The following is a 12,749-nucleotide window of genomic DNA, read 5'->3' on the forward strand; positions in this document are numbered from 1 at the left end:
TCCACGTCGGCGCCCGCCGTTCCGGCTGCGGTATCGCCATGTGCCGCAGCCACCGATGTACCCGTGCCGAGCCGCGCCCGTGTGCGCTCCGCCTGCAGACTGTCATGCCCGCATCCTCGCCCCATCTGCCATCGCCCCGGACCCGCTGGTTGTCGCGCCTGCTGTTCGCGACCCTGTTCGCGATCGGCGGCGGCGCCCTGCTGCATCACCTGCTCGGCGACTACCGCCAGGCCAGCGCGATCCTGCGCGACCATTCCGTCGCCACCGTCCCGGTGATCGCCGACGGCGCCTTCGGCGTGCAGACCGAGCCACTGGTGCGCTACCGCTTCCACTATGTGTTCGAGAGCAAGGGCCGCCTGCACAGCGGCGCCTTCGAGGCCAGCGGCGCGGAGGCCGCGCCGTTGCTGCTGGACGGCGCCACGGTCGAGATCGCCTACGCCAATGCCGATCCCGCACGCTTCGGGCGCCTGGACCAGCTGCAGCACGCCGGCAACCTCGGCAGCGTGTTCACCCGCGCGCTGATCGCGCTGTCGATCGCCGCCCTGCTGGCGGTGGTCGCGCACCGGCTGCTGATCGGCCGGGTGCTGACCCGGCGCCGCATCGCCGCCGCCTGAGGCCCACGCGCGCGCGGGCTGCGCTCAGTGCCCGACCAGCTTCAGGCCGATCACCCCGACCACGATCAGGCCGATGCAGGCCAACCGCGCCGGCGAGGCGCTGTCGCCGAACAGGGCGATGCCGAGCACCGCCGTGCCCAGCGCACCGATCCCGGTCCAGATCGCATAGGCGGTGCCCAGCGGGATGTGCTTGAGCGCCTGGGTCAGCAGCCACAGGCTCAGGCCCGCACCGGCCAGGGTGGCCACGGTCGGCCACGGCCGGGTGAAGCCTTCGCTGTACTTCAGGCCGAGGGCGAAGCCGATCTCGAACAGACCGGCGAGCAGCAGGTAGATCCAGGGCATTGTCTTTCTCCGTAGACAAATGAAAACGAAAACGGCCCGATGTCTGCACATCGGGCCGCCGTCGGCAGGGGTCGCAGCGCGTGCTGCGGGCGGGCCGTCCCGCCGGTGTGGAGCGCTTACTCGGACAGGTTGCGCCCGTGGAACAGCTCCTCGATCTCGCGCTTGAGCAGCGCCTCGATGCGCATGCGCTCCTTGAACGAGAGATTCTTGGCCTTTTCCTCGAACAGGTACTGGTCCAGGTCGAAGTCCTTCAGGTGCATCTTGGTGTGGAAGATGTTCTCCTGATAGACGTTGACGTCGAACATCTCGTAGCGCGACTTGACGTTCTTGGCCAGGAAGTTCTGGATCGAGTTGATCTTGTGGTCGATGTAGTGCTTCTTGCCCTTCACGTCGCGGGTGAAGCCGCGCACGCGGTAATCCATGATCACGATGTCCGATTCCAGGCTCTCGATCAGGTAATTGAGGGCCTTCAGCGGCGAAATCACGCCGCAGGTGGCGACATCGATGTCGGCGCGGAACGTGGCGATACCGTGCTGCGGATGGGTTTCCGGGTAGGTATGGACGGTGATGTGGCTCTTGTCCATGTGCGCGACCACGGCGTCGGAAATGATCTCCTTGCCCGCCGCCTTCTTGTCGATGACCGGCTCCTCGGAGATCAGGATCGTCACCGAAGCGCCCTGCGGATCGTAGTCCTGGCGCGCGATGTTCAGGATGTTGGCGCCGATGATCTCGGCCACATCGGTGAGGATCTGGGTCAGGCGATCGGCGTCGTACTGCTCGTCGATGTACTCGATGTAGCGCTGGCGCTCCTCTTCGGAGATCGCGTAGCAGACGTCGTAGATGTTGAAGCTCAACGCCTTGGTGAGGTTGTTGAAACCTTGCAGCCTCAGGCGAGGCAACGGCTTGACCACGGCGTGGATCCTCTGGAAGTGGGTCGGGGGGAAAGCCAATCAATTATGAGCCAAATGGCCGCGCTGCGAAACGTGGCGTCCGTCTCTTGTTTGCCGCCGCGAACGCGTCCCGTTAAGCTTCGGGAATTACGCCGTAGCGAAGCCGCCATGAGCCCCGGAAACACATCCACTGCAGCACCTGTGCGCATCGCTCCAAGTCCTTTGACGTTGGACACCGCCACCATCGACCGCTTCCTGGCCCACAGCCACCGTCGCCGCTATCCGGCGCGGACGGACGTGTTCAGGCCAGGCGATCCGGCCGGCACCCTGTACTACGTGGTCAGCGGCTCGGTCAGCATCATCGCCGAGGAAGATGACGACCGCGAGTTGGTGCTGGGCTATTTCGGCAGCGGCGAGTTCGTCGGCGAGATGGGCCTGTTCATCGAGTCCGACCAGCGCGAGGTGATCCTGCGCACCCGCACGCCCTGCGAACTGGCCGAGATCAGCTACGAGCGCCTGCACCAGCTGTTCCTGGGCTCGCTGTCGTCCGATGCGCCACGGGTGCTGTACGCGATCGGCGTGCAGCTGTCCAAGCGCCTGCTGGACACCTCGCGCAAGGCCAGCCGCCTGGCGTTCCTGGACGTGACCGACCGCATCGTGCGCACCCTGCACGACCTGGCCCAGGAGCCGGAGGCGATGAGCCACCCGCAGGGCATGCAGTTGCGCGTGTCGCGGCAGGAACTGGCGCGACTGGTCGGCTGCTCGCGCGAGATGGCCGGCCGCGTGCTGAAGAAGCTGCAGGTCGACGGCATCCTGCACGCCCGCGGCAAGACCGTGGTGCTGTACGGCGCGCGCTGACCGCCATGGGTCGATAGGCCCGGCACGATGGTGCTGAGCGAGACCTTCTACTGGTTCGTGCTGGTCGGCCTGGCCGCCCAGCTGGTGGACGGCGCGCTGGGCATGGCTTTCGGCCTGGTTTCGTCCTCGGTCCTGCTGAGCCTGGGCCTGCCGCCGGCGGTGGTCAGCGCCAGCGTGCACAGCGCCGAGGTGTTCACCACCGGCGCCTCGGGCCTGTCGCACCTGGCCCTGGGCAACGTCGACAAGCGGCTGTTCCTGCGCCTGGCGCTGCCGGGCATGGTCGGCGGGGTCGCCGGCGCCTACGTGCTGACCCAGTTGCCGGGCGAGCTGATCCGCCCCTTCGTCTATCTGTATCTGCTGGCCCTGGCGGTGCTGATCCTGCTGCGCGCGGCCGGCCGTGCGCTGCCGCGCCGCGAGGTGCGGCGGGTGCCGCTGCTGGGTTTCGTCGCCGGCCTGCTGGACGCCAGCGGCGGTGGCGGCTGGGGCCCGGTGGCGACCTCGACCCTGCTCGCCCACGGCGGCCAGGCCCGCACCACCATCGGCACGGTCAACGCCGCCGAGTTCCTGGTGACGCTGTCGATCTCGCTGACCTTCCTGCTGACCATGGGCGTGCAGCACCTGGACATCGTGCTCGGCCTGCTGGTCGGCGGCATGCTCGCCGCGCCGCTGGCGGCGCTGCTGGTCAAGCGCGTGCGCGAGCGCTGGGTGCTGGTGGCGGTGGGCCTGCTGGTGCTGGGCATCAGCCTGTATCAGGTGGGCGGGGCGCTGTATCGGTGGTTGGGGTGAGGCCCGGGATTTGGGAGTCGGGATTGGGGATTCGCAAAGGCGGTCTCCGCGGCGCCTGAAGCCGTTGCGCTGGTGACCCGATCTGCGGTCAGGCCGCGTTCGCTTTTGCCGGGGTGGGCCGCGCGATGATCGCGGCCGGGATGCCGCCGCCGATGGCTGCGCGTCTCGCCCCTCCCTGCCCCGCGAGACCGCCATGCGCCGTGCCCTTCCGCTGTTCCTGGCCTTGCTGTGCCTGGTGCTGCCGGCGCCGCGCGCGCAGGCCGACGACGCCTTCGCCCGGCTCGGGCGCGGGGTCAACATCCTCGGCTACGACCCGCTGTGGAACGATCCGGCGAAGGCGCGCTTCCGTCCGCCGCTGTACCGCACGATCCGCGACGGTGGCTTCCGCACGGTGCGGGTCAACCTGCAGGCGTTCGCACACATGGACGCGGACAACCGGCTCGACCCGACCTGGCTGAAGACGCTGGACACGGTGGTCGACCAAGCCACCGCCGCGGGCCTGAACGTGATCCTGGACGAACACGACTTCCACCCCTGCGCGGCCGACGCGGCGGTGTGCCGGACCAGGCTGCTGGCGTTCTGGAGCCAGGTCGCCCCGCGCTACCGCCATGCGCCGCCGTCGGTGCTGTTCGAGATCCTCAACGAGCCCAACGGCCAGATGACCAGCGCGGTGTGGAACGACCTGCTGCGCGATGCGCTGCAGATCATCCGCCGCGACAACCCGACCCGCACGGTGGTGGTGGGCCCGGCCAGCAGCAATTCCTTCACCGCGCTCGACAGCCTGCGCCTGCCCGACGACGATGCGCACCTGCTGGTCACCGTGCACTACTACAACCCGTTCCGCTTCACCCACCAGGGCGCGCCGTGGGCCCCGGCGGACATCCGCGACCACACCGGCGTGAGCTGGGGCAGCGCAGCCGACCGGACCAAGCTCTACGGCGAGTTCGACCGCATCGCGGCCTGGGCCAAGGCGCATCACCGGCAGGTACTGCTGGGCGAGTTCGGTGCCTACGAGCAGGCGCCGCCGGCCGATCGCCTGGCCTGGACGGTGGCGGTGGTCAACGCCGCCGAGAAACGCCATTTCGCCTGGGCGTATTGGGAGTTCGAGGGCAGCTTCGGCGCCTACGACATCGACCGCGGGCAATGGATCGCGCCGCTGCACCATGCGCTGGTGGGCAGCGACAGCGCTTACCGCGGGGCTGCCGGCGGCTGACGCCGGCCTTCCCCGCCGCGGCGCGCGCTAGCGGGAACCGCCAGCGTCGCCGGCGCGGTCGCGGCAGCCCCAGTTGAGGATCGGCGTGCCGGACGGCAACAGCCGGCGGAACACCGCCACCGCGCCGTGCTTGGGATTGACCACCACCGGCGCGGCCGCGGCCTGCAGCAGCGGCAGATCGGCGGTGCTGTCGGAATAGGCCATGGCGATCTCGCCGTAGCCCAGTTCGCGCAGCATGCGCATCTTTTCCTCGTTGTGGCAGTGGCGGGTGGCGGTGACCGCGCCCAGGCGCGGGCCGATCAGGCTGCCGACCACCGGCACGTCCTGGTGCGCGACGAAGCCGAGGATGGCGCGCGCCAGTTCCGGCGGCGCGCCGGTGGCGACCACCACGCGATCGCCGGCGGCGCGGTGCCGGGCGAACACCTCCAGCGCCTGCGGCAGCAGCCGCTGGCGGATCTGCGCCTGATGCTGCAGCACGTACTGGTCGATGATGCGGTTGAACGCGCGCGCGCGGCGCAGGCCGAAGCTGGCGATCCAGACGTAGCCGGAGATGCCGGTGCGGCGGGTCGGCAGCATCGCCACCAGCGGCCCCAGCAACGGGGTGGCCAGCACCGCGGCGGCCAGGCGCAGCGGATTGCGCTTGATCAGCCAGGCGAACAGGTGGCTGCCGGAGTCGCCGTCGTACAGGGTGTGGTCGAAATCGAACACCACCAGCGGCGCATCGGCGCGCGGCAGCGGGTACGGACTGGCGTCCTGCCCGCTCATGCCGCGAAGAACAGCTGGCGCAGCGCTTCGCCCGGCTCCTCGGCGCGCATGAACGCCTCGCCGACCAGGAACGCGTGCACGCCGGCGCCGCGCATCAGCGCCACGTCGTCGGGGCCGAGGATGCCGCTTTCGGTGACCAGCAGGCGGTCGCGCGGCACCGCGTCCTGCATCGACAGGGTGGTCTGCAGCGACACCTCGAAGGTGCGCAGATTGCGGTTGTTGATGCCGATCAGCGGCGCCGGCACCTGCAGCGCGCGCTCCAGTTCGTCGATGTCGTGCACTTCCACCAGCACGTCCATGCCCAGCTGCAGGGCCAGCGACGACAGCTCGGCCAGTTGCAGGTCGTCCAGCGCGGCCACGATCAGCAGGATGCAGTCGGCGCCGAGCGTGCGCGCCTCGTACACCTGGTATGGATCGATGGTGAAATCCTTGCGCAGCACCGGCAGCGTGCAGGCATCGCGCGCCTGCTGCAGATAGCGGTCGTGGCCCTGGAAGAAGTCCTCGTCGGTCAGCACCGACAGGCAGGCGGCGCCGCCGAATTCGTAGCTGACCGCGATGTCGGCCGGGTGGAAGTCCGGGCGGATCACACCCTTGGACGGGCTGGCCTTCTTGACCTCGGCGATCACCGCCGGGTCGCCGTTGGCGATGGCCGCCTGCAGCGCGCGGGCGAAGCCGCGGGTGGGCGGCATGGCCTCCGCGCGGGCGACCAGCTCGGCCAGCGGCACGCGCGCGCTGCGCTCGGCGATCTCGTCGGCCTTGCGCGCGAGGATGGTGCGGAGAATGTCGCTGCTCATGCGGTGGGAATCCTGGGGGATGGCCGGATTATCGGCGATGTGGGGTAAAGAAGGGACCCGGGACCCGGGACCCGCAACAGCCTAAGCCGCCATGCACGCGTTGCAACTGACGACGGGATGGCCGGACGCCAATCGCCGCAGATCGGCGAACTGCGCTCCTACCGGGCCCCGGGTCCCGGGTCCCGGGCCCCCACCAGACCCTGCGTACACGCCACATACGCCTCCAGCTTCGCCCGCGCACGCCCATCGGCGATGGCCGCACGCGCCAGGGCGATGCCGGCGCCGATGTCTTCGGCCAGGCCGGCCACATACAGTGCCGCGCCGGCGTTGAAGGCGACGATGTCCAGGGCCGGGCCGGGCACGTTGTCGAGCACGGCGCGCAGCATCGCCATCGATTCGGCGGCGTCGGCGACCTTGAGGTTGCGGCTGGCCGACATGGCGATGCCGAAATCCTCCGGGTGCACCTCGTACTCGCGGACCTGGCCGTCGCGCAGCTCGCCGACCAGGGTGCCGGCGCCGAGGGAGAGTTCGTCCATGTCGTCGCGGCCCCACACCACCAGCGCGCGTTCGGCGCCCAGTTCCTGCAGCACGCGCGCCTGGATGCCGACCAGGTCGGGGTGGAACACGCCCATCAGGATGTTCGGCGCGCCGGCCGGGTTGGTCAGCGGGCCGAGGATGTTGAAGATGGTGCGCACGCCCATCTCGCGCCGCACCGGCGCCACCACCTTCATCGCCGGGTGGTGCACCGGGGCGTACATGAAGCCGATGCCGGTCGCCGCCAATGCCTGCGCCACCTGCTCGGGCTGCAGTTCGATCGCCGCGCCCAGCGCCTCCAGCGCATCGGCGCTGCCGGACTTGGAGGAGACGCTGCGGTTGCCGTGCTTGGCGACCTTGGCGCCGGCCGCCGCGGCCACGAACATCGCGCAGGTGGAGATGTTGAAGGTGTGCGAGCCGTCGCCGCCGGTACCGACGATGTCGACCATGTGGGTGCGGTCGACGACCGGCACGGTGCGCGAGAACTCGCGCATCACCACCGCCGCACCGGCGATCTCGCCGACCGTTTCCTTCTTGACCCGCAGCCCGGTGAGGATGGCCGCGGTCATCATCGGCGACACCTCCCCGCGCATGATCTGCCGCATCAGCCCCACCATCTCGTCGTGGAAGATCTCGCGGTGCTCGATGGTGCGTTGCAGGGCTTGTTGGGGCGTGATGGTCATGGGAGAGGAGCTGCTCGTAGCTGGGGAAGAAGTAGATCTTTTCGGGTTTCCCAGGGGCGCTTATCTTCTTCGCTCATGGGGTAAAGAGGGTGTCCAATGCCATATTCCGAAATTACTACCTTGACTTTATGATCTGGATAAAAATGCACTTGAATATCCCCGCCTTGGCTTGGATATTGGGGTAGATCAACAATTGCTTCTTGCGGCGATGGGGGCTGCGAGCCATTTTGCGTGGTGTCATAGGTCCATTGGATCTTGACCTTCATTCCCGGATGCCAACGCCTTGGAATGGACGCACAGCATGAAAATTTCCCGCCCCCTTCCTCGGGCGAAAGGTTGGGTCCACTTGCGCCGTCGACTGTAAATCTCTCGATGCTCCAATCGCTCATGTGATTGTAGCCAGTCACAGATGCGGGCAAGCGATCATTGCCGCAACCACTTAATGAGATGCAGGCGACAAGCATGGACAATGAATTCCAGTACTGGATGCGTTTTTTTGTTTTTCTGTTTTGCATGTGATGGGCTCAGCGCGCCTGCGTCGGCCGCGACATGCGCAGGCGCCCTTGCGCCAGCACCTCGAAGTAGTCGGCCGGGCCGCCGGCGCGCAGCAGGGTGGCGACCGCGGCCGGGTCGTAGATGCCGTCGTGCAGGGCGTGCTCGGCGATGTGCACGCCGACCACCTCGCCCAGCACCAGCCAGGTCTGGATCGGCTCGCCGCGTGCGCTCTGCAGCGGCAGCAACTGGCTGAGCCGGCATTCGAAGCTGACCGGGCTGGCGGCCACCCGCGGCGCACCGATCAGGCGCGAGGGCGCGGCGGTCAGGCCGGCCAGCGCGAACTCGTCCACCTCCGGCGCCACCGCGGCGGAACTGGCGTTCATCGCCTCGGCCAGCGGCCGCGTGGCCAGGTTCCAGGTGAACTCGCCCGTGGCCTCGATGTTGCGCACGCTGTCCTTCCAGCCGATGCTGGCGAAGCCGACGATCGGCGGGACGTAGTTGAAGGCGTTGAAGAAGCTGTAGGGCGCCAGGTTGGCGACGCCGTCGGCGCCGCGCGAACCGATCCAGCCGATCGGCCGCGGCCCGACGATGGCGTTGAACGGGTCGTGCGGCAAGCCGTGGCCGTTGGCCGGTTCGTAGAAATGGAAGGCGTCGGTGCGCTCGTGCATCGGCAGGGTCCGGCAGTGACGGGAAGTGGGCGACGCCGGCGCGGCGCGCTCAGCGCTCCAGGAAGTTCTTCAGCAAGGCGTGGCCATGCTCGGTGAGGATGGACTCGGGATGGAACTGCACGCCCTCGACCGGGAACTGGCGATGGCGCAGGCCCATGATCTCCTCCACCGTGCCGTCGTCGTGTTCGGTCCAGGCCGTCACTTCCAGGCAGTCGGGCAGCGTGGCCTTCTCCACCACCAGCGAGTGGTAGCGGGTGGCCTCGTAGCGGTCCGGCAGGCCGGCGAACACGCCGCGGCCTTCGTGACGGATGCGCGAAGTCTTGCCGTGCATGATGGTGCCGGCACGCACCACCTGCCCGCCATAGACCTGGCCGATGCTCTGGTGACCCAGGCACACGCCCAGGATCGGCGTGCGCTGGCCCAGCCGCTCGATCAGTTGCAGCGACACGCCCGCCTCGTTCGGCGTGCACGGCCCCGGCGAGATGACGATGCGCTCGGGCGCCAGGCGCTCGATCTCGTCCACGCTGAGCGCATCGTTGCGCACCACCTTGACCTCGGCGCCGAGCGCCTGCAGGTACTGCACGAGGTTGTAGGTAAAGCTGTCGTAGTTATCCAGCATCAGCAGCATGGCGAAGGACTCATTGCGCGATCAGGAAGACCGCATAGACGTTTTCGGAGAGGGTGAGGGTGCCGGCTTCGAGTGAGTCGACGATCGCGCCAACGTCGCTGGCTGGCGCAGGCGGCTCTGGAGAGGACACAAAGCCGGCGCGGACGTTGCGCGCGGCTGGCCAGGTGCCAGCCTGGATGCCATAGGAAAAGCTAGGCGCGACATCGGAGATGGTGTAAAGCCCCTGGATACGAACGCCATAGGCCTTGGCAAGCCCCTCTGCCGAAACACGGGTCTGCTCGGCGGCTTCCCGCTTGAGCTGCATACGTATCTCGTCCTCCTTGCTGTACGAAGTCTGGATTCCAGACAATTCGACCTCACGGCTGGTCTTGAATCCGCTTAGGAACTGGCGCGCATCGTCGAGCGACCGGAACGTGGCACCAATGCTGCGCTTGACCTCGGTACCCTCGAACTCCTGAGTTCCTCCTTGCGGCGAGAAGCGATACGAGGGTTGGATCTGCAAAGAGGAGGCCATGATGCTGTCCTGCAAGGCACGATTCCTTTTGAGTGCTGAAAGAATCTGCTCCGCCGATGCCTGGATTCGCTTGCGAGCAAGGTCGGGCTGCATATCCACAGCGCGCAGGTTGATGCGTAGCGAGAACCTGTCCGGCACCACCTCGCGCTGCGCCTCCCCCTTCACCAACAAATGCGGCTGCGACGGCAGGCTGTTGACCTGCGCGCTGGCGACGGCCGGCAAGACCAGCACCGCGGCAAAGGCCCAGGCAACGAGCGTACGGATTTTCATCTTCCTCTCCTTGGCGGAATGTCAGCCGGCCGCACGCGGCGTGCCGGAGTGGATCAGCGCGGCGAAATCCGCGATCAACGTGTCGACCGCATCGGCCTGCGTCGCCCACGAGGTCACGAAGCGGATCACCCAACGGCCGTCGCCCAGTACCTGCCAGCGCTCGAAGTCGTAGCGCTGTGCCAGGGTCTCGACCGCGGCGGCAGGCAGGATCACGAACAGCTGGTTGGTCGGCGAATCCGAGGCGAACTGCGCACCGGCGGCGGTCAATCCGTCACGCAGCCGCGCGGCCATGCGGTTGGCATGCGCGGCCAGTTCGTAGAACAGCCCGTCCTCGAACAGCGCGGCGAACTGCGTGCCCAGCACCATGCCCTTGGCCAGCAGCGCGCCGCGCTGCTTGAGCAGGTAGCGAAAATCCGCTTTCAACACCGGGTTGAGGATCACCAGCGCCTCGCCGAGCAGCGCACCATTCTTGGTGCCGCCGATGTAGAACGCGTCGGTCAGCGCGGCGACGTCGGCCATGCGCAGATCATTGCCCGCGGCGGTAAGCGCGCTGCCGATGCGCGCGCCGTCCAGGAACAGCAGCAGGCTATGCGCGTCGCAGAACGCGCGCAAGGCCTGCAGTTCGTGCTTGCGGTAAATCGTGCCGACCTCGGTGGTGTTGGACACGTAGACCAACCGCGGCTGCACCATGTGCTCGTTGCCGTGCTCGGCCAGCAGCGGCGCGATTCGCTCCGGCGTGAGCCGGCCGTCGGCCGCGTCCACGGTGAGCACCTTGTGGCCGGTGGCCTCGATCGCGCCGGTCTCGTGGGTGGCGATGTGGCCGCAAGCCGCGGCGATCACCGCCTGGTGCGGGCGCAGGAACGCGGCGATGGCGGTGAGGTTGGTCTGGGTGCCGCCCACCAGCAGGTGCACGTCGGCGTCGGCGCAGCCGATCTCGGCACGGATCAGCTGCGCGGCGCGCGCGCTGTGCCGGTCCAGGCCATAGCCGGCGTTCTGCTCGACACTGGCGGCGGCCAGCGCGGCCAGCACGCGCGGATGCGCCCCTTCGCTGTAGTCGTTGCGGAAGCCGATCCGCGGCGATGCGGCGGCGTTCACAGCCCCTTCGCCGCTTCGGCGACCGCACGGAACAGCGCGCGGCCCTTGTTCATCGTCTCGTCCCATTCGGTCTGCGGATCGGAGTCGTAGACGATGCCCGCGCCGGCCTGCACGTGCAGGCGGCCGTGCTTGATCACCGCGGTGCGGATGGCGATGGCGGTATCGGCGTCGCCGTGCCAGCCGAGGTAGCCAATGCTGCCGGCGTAGACGTTGCGCTTGATCGGCTCCAGCTCGCGGATGACTTCCAGCGCGCGGATCTTCGGCGCGCCGCTGACGGTGCCGGCGGGGAAGGTGGCGCGCAGCACGTCGGCATAGCTGAGGCCGGGCAGCAGGGTGCCGGTGACTTCGCTGACGATGTGCATGACGTGGCTGTAGCGCTCGATCACGAAGCGCTCGCCGACCGCGACGCTGCCGGCCTGCGAGACCCGGCCGGCATCGTTGCGGCCCAGGTCGATCAGCATCAGGTGCTCGGCGCGCTCCTTCGGATCGGCCAGCAGTTCCGCCTCCAGCGCCTGGTCCTCTTCCGGGGTCTTGCCGCGCGGGCGGGTGCCGGCGATCGGACGCACGGTGACCTGGCCGTTCTCCAGCCGCACCAGGATCTCCGGCGAGGAGCCGACCACCTGGGTGTCGCCGACGTCGAGGAAATACATGTACGGCGACGGATTCAGCGCGCGCAGCGCGCGGTACACGTCCACCGGGCGCGCGGTGAACGGCACGCTCAGGCGCTGGCTCAGCACCACCTGGAAGATGTCGCCGGCGCGGATGTAGTCCTTGGATTTCTCCACCGCGGCGATGAAGCCCTCGCGGGTGAAACCGGAGACGAAGTCGCTCTCGTCCAGCACATCGCGCGCCAGCGGCGCGGGGTAGCCGGCGCCGGGCTGTCGCAACGTCGTGGTGAGCGCATCCAGGCGTGCCTGCGCGCGCTCCCAGGCGTCGGCTTCGGCCGGGTCGGCGTGCACGATCAGGTACAGGCGGCCCTTGAGGTTGTCGAAGACCGCCACTTCCTCGGACAGCATCAGCAGGATGTCAGGCGTGTCCAGCTCGTCGCGGGCGACGGCGCCGGCCAGGCGCGGCTCGATATAACCGATGCATTCGAAGCCGAACCAGCCGACCAGGCCGCCGGTGAAGCCGGGCACGCCCGCCAGCTTGGGCACCACATGCTGGGCGCGCAGCGCTTCGACCTCGGCAAAGGGATCGGCCACCTCGCGGCGCTCGATCAGCTCGCCATGGTCGCGCACCTCCAGGGTGTGCCCGCGGAAGGTGTACACGCGACGCACCGGCAGGCCGATGATCGAGTAGCGCCCGAAGCGTTCGCCGCCTTCGACCGATTCGAACAGGTAGGTATGCGGGGCGTCGGCGAGCTTGAGATAGACCGACAGCGGCGTGTCCAGGTCGGACAGCACTTCGCGGACGACGGGGATGCGGGTGTGACCTTCAGCGGCGTAGCGCTGGAACTGCTCGCGGGTAATCAAGACGGCTTTCCTTCCGGGACTCGGTGACAGGGCGGACGACGGCTGCAGGCCACCATCGCCACGCACGGCGAGCGGAAGTGAAGGAAAGCGGGGTCGTCAGACTGGACACGGCGGCTACTTTACCGCAA

15 protein-coding genes are annotated in these 12,749 nt (G+C 68.2%); 4 read left to right on the forward strand and 11 right to left on the reverse strand.

Annotated elements, in window-relative coordinates; all coding sequences use genetic code 11:
• The first annotated feature begins 149 nt into the window (after positions 1–149).
• Positions 150–614: a hypothetical protein gene (locus SLW55_RS05300; protein ID WP_017910330.1), complete on the forward strand. Its 465-nt coding sequence runs from the start codon at positions 150–152 to the stop codon at positions 612–614.
• Between the two features lie 24 nt (positions 615–638).
• On the opposite strand, the gene SLW55_RS05305 is transcribed toward SLW55_RS05300, so the two are convergent.
• Entirely contained in the window at positions 639–956 is a 318-nt protein-coding gene (locus tag SLW55_RS05305; protein ID WP_017910331.1) for a multidrug efflux SMR transporter, read from the reverse strand.
• 116 nt (positions 957–1,072) lie between these two features.
• Positions 1,073–1,867 (reverse strand): adenosylmethionine decarboxylase, encoded by a 795-nt coding sequence (gene speD / locus SLW55_RS05310; protein ID WP_017910332.1) that lies wholly within the window; start codon positions 1,865–1,867, stop codon positions 1,073–1,075.
• Between the two features lie 147 nt (positions 1,868–2,014).
• On the opposite strand from speD, the gene crp reads away from it, so the two are divergent.
• The 3 genes from crp (at position 2,015) to SLW55_RS05325 (ending at position 4,703) form a co-directional block, all read left to right on the forward strand.
• Positions 2,015–2,704: a cAMP-activated global transcriptional regulator CRP gene (gene crp / locus SLW55_RS05315; protein ID WP_010341415.1), complete on the forward strand. Its 690-nt coding sequence runs from the start codon at positions 2,015–2,017 to the stop codon at positions 2,702–2,704.
• 27 nt (positions 2,705–2,731) lie between these two features.
• The gene (locus tag SLW55_RS05320; protein WP_017913961.1) at positions 2,732–3,490 is read left to right on the forward strand and encodes a sulfite exporter TauE/SafE family protein; all 759 of its coding nucleotides are present in this window, start codon (positions 2,732–2,734) and stop codon (positions 3,488–3,490) included.
• Positions 3,491–3,683: 193 nt separating this feature from the next.
• Complete coding sequence (locus SLW55_RS05325; protein WP_267098771.1) at positions 3,684–4,703, forward strand: glycoside hydrolase family 5 protein; 1,020 nt, start codon at positions 3,684–3,686, stop codon at positions 4,701–4,703.
• A gap of 27 nt (positions 4,704–4,730) precedes the next feature.
• Here the strand turns inward: SLW55_RS05325 and SLW55_RS05330 are convergent, their stop codons facing one another.
• The 9 genes from SLW55_RS05330 to trpE all read right to left on the reverse strand — a co-directional run bounded on the left by SLW55_RS05330 (position 4,731) and on the right by trpE (position 12,621).
• Positions 4,731–5,468, reverse strand: a complete 738-nt coding sequence (locus tag SLW55_RS05330; RefSeq protein ID WP_267098772.1) for a haloacid dehalogenase-like hydrolase — start codon at positions 5,466–5,468, stop codon at positions 4,731–4,733.
• On the reverse strand, positions 5,465–6,262 hold the full coding sequence (trpC, locus tag SLW55_RS05335; protein WP_017910188.1) for an indole-3-glycerol phosphate synthase TrpC: 798 nt from the start codon (positions 6,260–6,262) through the stop codon (positions 5,465–5,467). The genes SLW55_RS05330 and trpC overlap by 4 nt, the downstream gene beginning before the upstream one ends.
• A gap of 158 nt (positions 6,263–6,420) precedes the next feature.
• Positions 6,421–7,479, reverse strand: coding sequence for an anthranilate phosphoribosyltransferase (gene trpD, locus SLW55_RS05340; protein ID WP_267098773.1), 1,059 nt, complete (start codon positions 7,477–7,479; stop codon positions 6,421–6,423).
• Positions 7,476–7,994: a DUF3304 domain-containing protein gene (locus SLW55_RS05345; RefSeq protein ID WP_267098774.1), complete on the reverse strand. Its 519-nt coding sequence runs from the start codon at positions 7,992–7,994 to the stop codon at positions 7,476–7,478. The genes trpD and SLW55_RS05345 overlap by 4 nt, the downstream gene beginning before the upstream one ends.
• A 9-nt stretch (positions 7,995–8,003) precedes the next feature.
• Positions 8,004–8,642, reverse strand: coding sequence for a flavin reductase family protein (locus tag SLW55_RS05350; RefSeq protein ID WP_152238971.1), 639 nt, complete (start codon positions 8,640–8,642; stop codon positions 8,004–8,006).
• A 49-nt stretch (positions 8,643–8,691) separates the two neighbouring features.
• On the reverse strand, positions 8,692–9,270 hold the full coding sequence (locus SLW55_RS05355; protein ID WP_152236621.1) for an aminodeoxychorismate/anthranilate synthase component II: 579 nt from the start codon (positions 9,268–9,270) through the stop codon (positions 8,692–8,694).
• A 10-nt stretch (positions 9,271–9,280) separates the two neighbouring features.
• On the reverse strand, positions 9,281–10,048 hold the full coding sequence (locus SLW55_RS05360; protein ID WP_267098992.1) for an SIMPL domain-containing protein: 768 nt from the start codon (positions 10,046–10,048) through the stop codon (positions 9,281–9,283).
• Positions 10,049–10,075: 27 nt separating this feature from the next.
• Positions 10,076–11,149 (reverse strand): aminotransferase class I/II-fold pyridoxal phosphate-dependent enzyme, encoded by a 1,074-nt coding sequence (locus SLW55_RS05365; RefSeq protein WP_267098776.1) that lies wholly within the window; start codon positions 11,147–11,149, stop codon positions 10,076–10,078.
• Positions 11,146–12,621 (reverse strand): anthranilate synthase component I, encoded by a 1,476-nt coding sequence (gene trpE / locus SLW55_RS05370; RefSeq protein ID WP_026144605.1) that lies wholly within the window; start codon positions 12,619–12,621, stop codon positions 11,146–11,148. Before trpE ends, SLW55_RS05365 begins: the two co-directional genes overlap by 4 nt.
• Between the last annotated feature and the right edge of the window lie 128 nt (positions 12,622–12,749).

It is taken from the genome of Xanthomonas sp. LF06-19 (genome assembly GCF_034105425.1).
Lineage (GTDB): Bacteria > Pseudomonadota > Gammaproteobacteria > Xanthomonadales > Xanthomonadaceae > Xanthomonas_A > Xanthomonas_A sontii.

What these genes read in the sequence shown, in the direction of transcription:
- SLW55_RS05350 (WP_152238971.1), bottom strand. Translation starts at nt 8,642, where the DNA reads ATGCACGAGCGCACCGACGCCTTCCATTTCTACGAACCGGCCAACGGC.
- SLW55_RS05330 (WP_267098772.1), bottom strand. Translation starts at nt 5,468, where the DNA reads ATGAGCGGGCAGGACGCCAGTCCGTACCCGCTGCCGCGCGCCGATGCG.
- crp (WP_010341415.1), top strand. Translation starts at nt 2,015, where the DNA reads ATGAGCCCCGGAAACACATCCACTGCAGCACCTGTGCGCATCGCTCCA.
- SLW55_RS05345 (WP_267098774.1), bottom strand. Translation starts at nt 7,994, where the DNA reads ATGCAAAACAGAAAAACAAAAAAACGCATCCAGTACTGGAATTCATTG.
- trpC (WP_017910188.1), bottom strand. Translation starts at nt 6,262, where the DNA reads ATGAGCAGCGACATTCTCCGCACCATCCTCGCGCGCAAGGCCGACGAG.
- SLW55_RS05355 (WP_152236621.1), bottom strand. Translation starts at nt 9,270, where the DNA reads ATGCTGCTGATGCTGGATAACTACGACAGCTTTACCTACAACCTCGTG.
- SLW55_RS05325 (WP_267098771.1), top strand. Translation starts at nt 3,684, where the DNA reads ATGCGCCGTGCCCTTCCGCTGTTCCTGGCCTTGCTGTGCCTGGTGCTG.
- SLW55_RS05320 (WP_017913961.1), top strand. Translation starts at nt 2,732, where the DNA reads ATGGTGCTGAGCGAGACCTTCTACTGGTTCGTGCTGGTCGGCCTGGCC.
- SLW55_RS05305 (WP_017910331.1), bottom strand. Translation starts at nt 956, where the DNA reads ATGCCCTGGATCTACCTGCTGCTCGCCGGTCTGTTCGAGATCGGCTTC.
- trpD (WP_267098773.1), bottom strand. Translation starts at nt 7,479, where the DNA reads ATGACCATCACGCCCCAACAAGCCCTGCAACGCACCATCGAGCACCGC.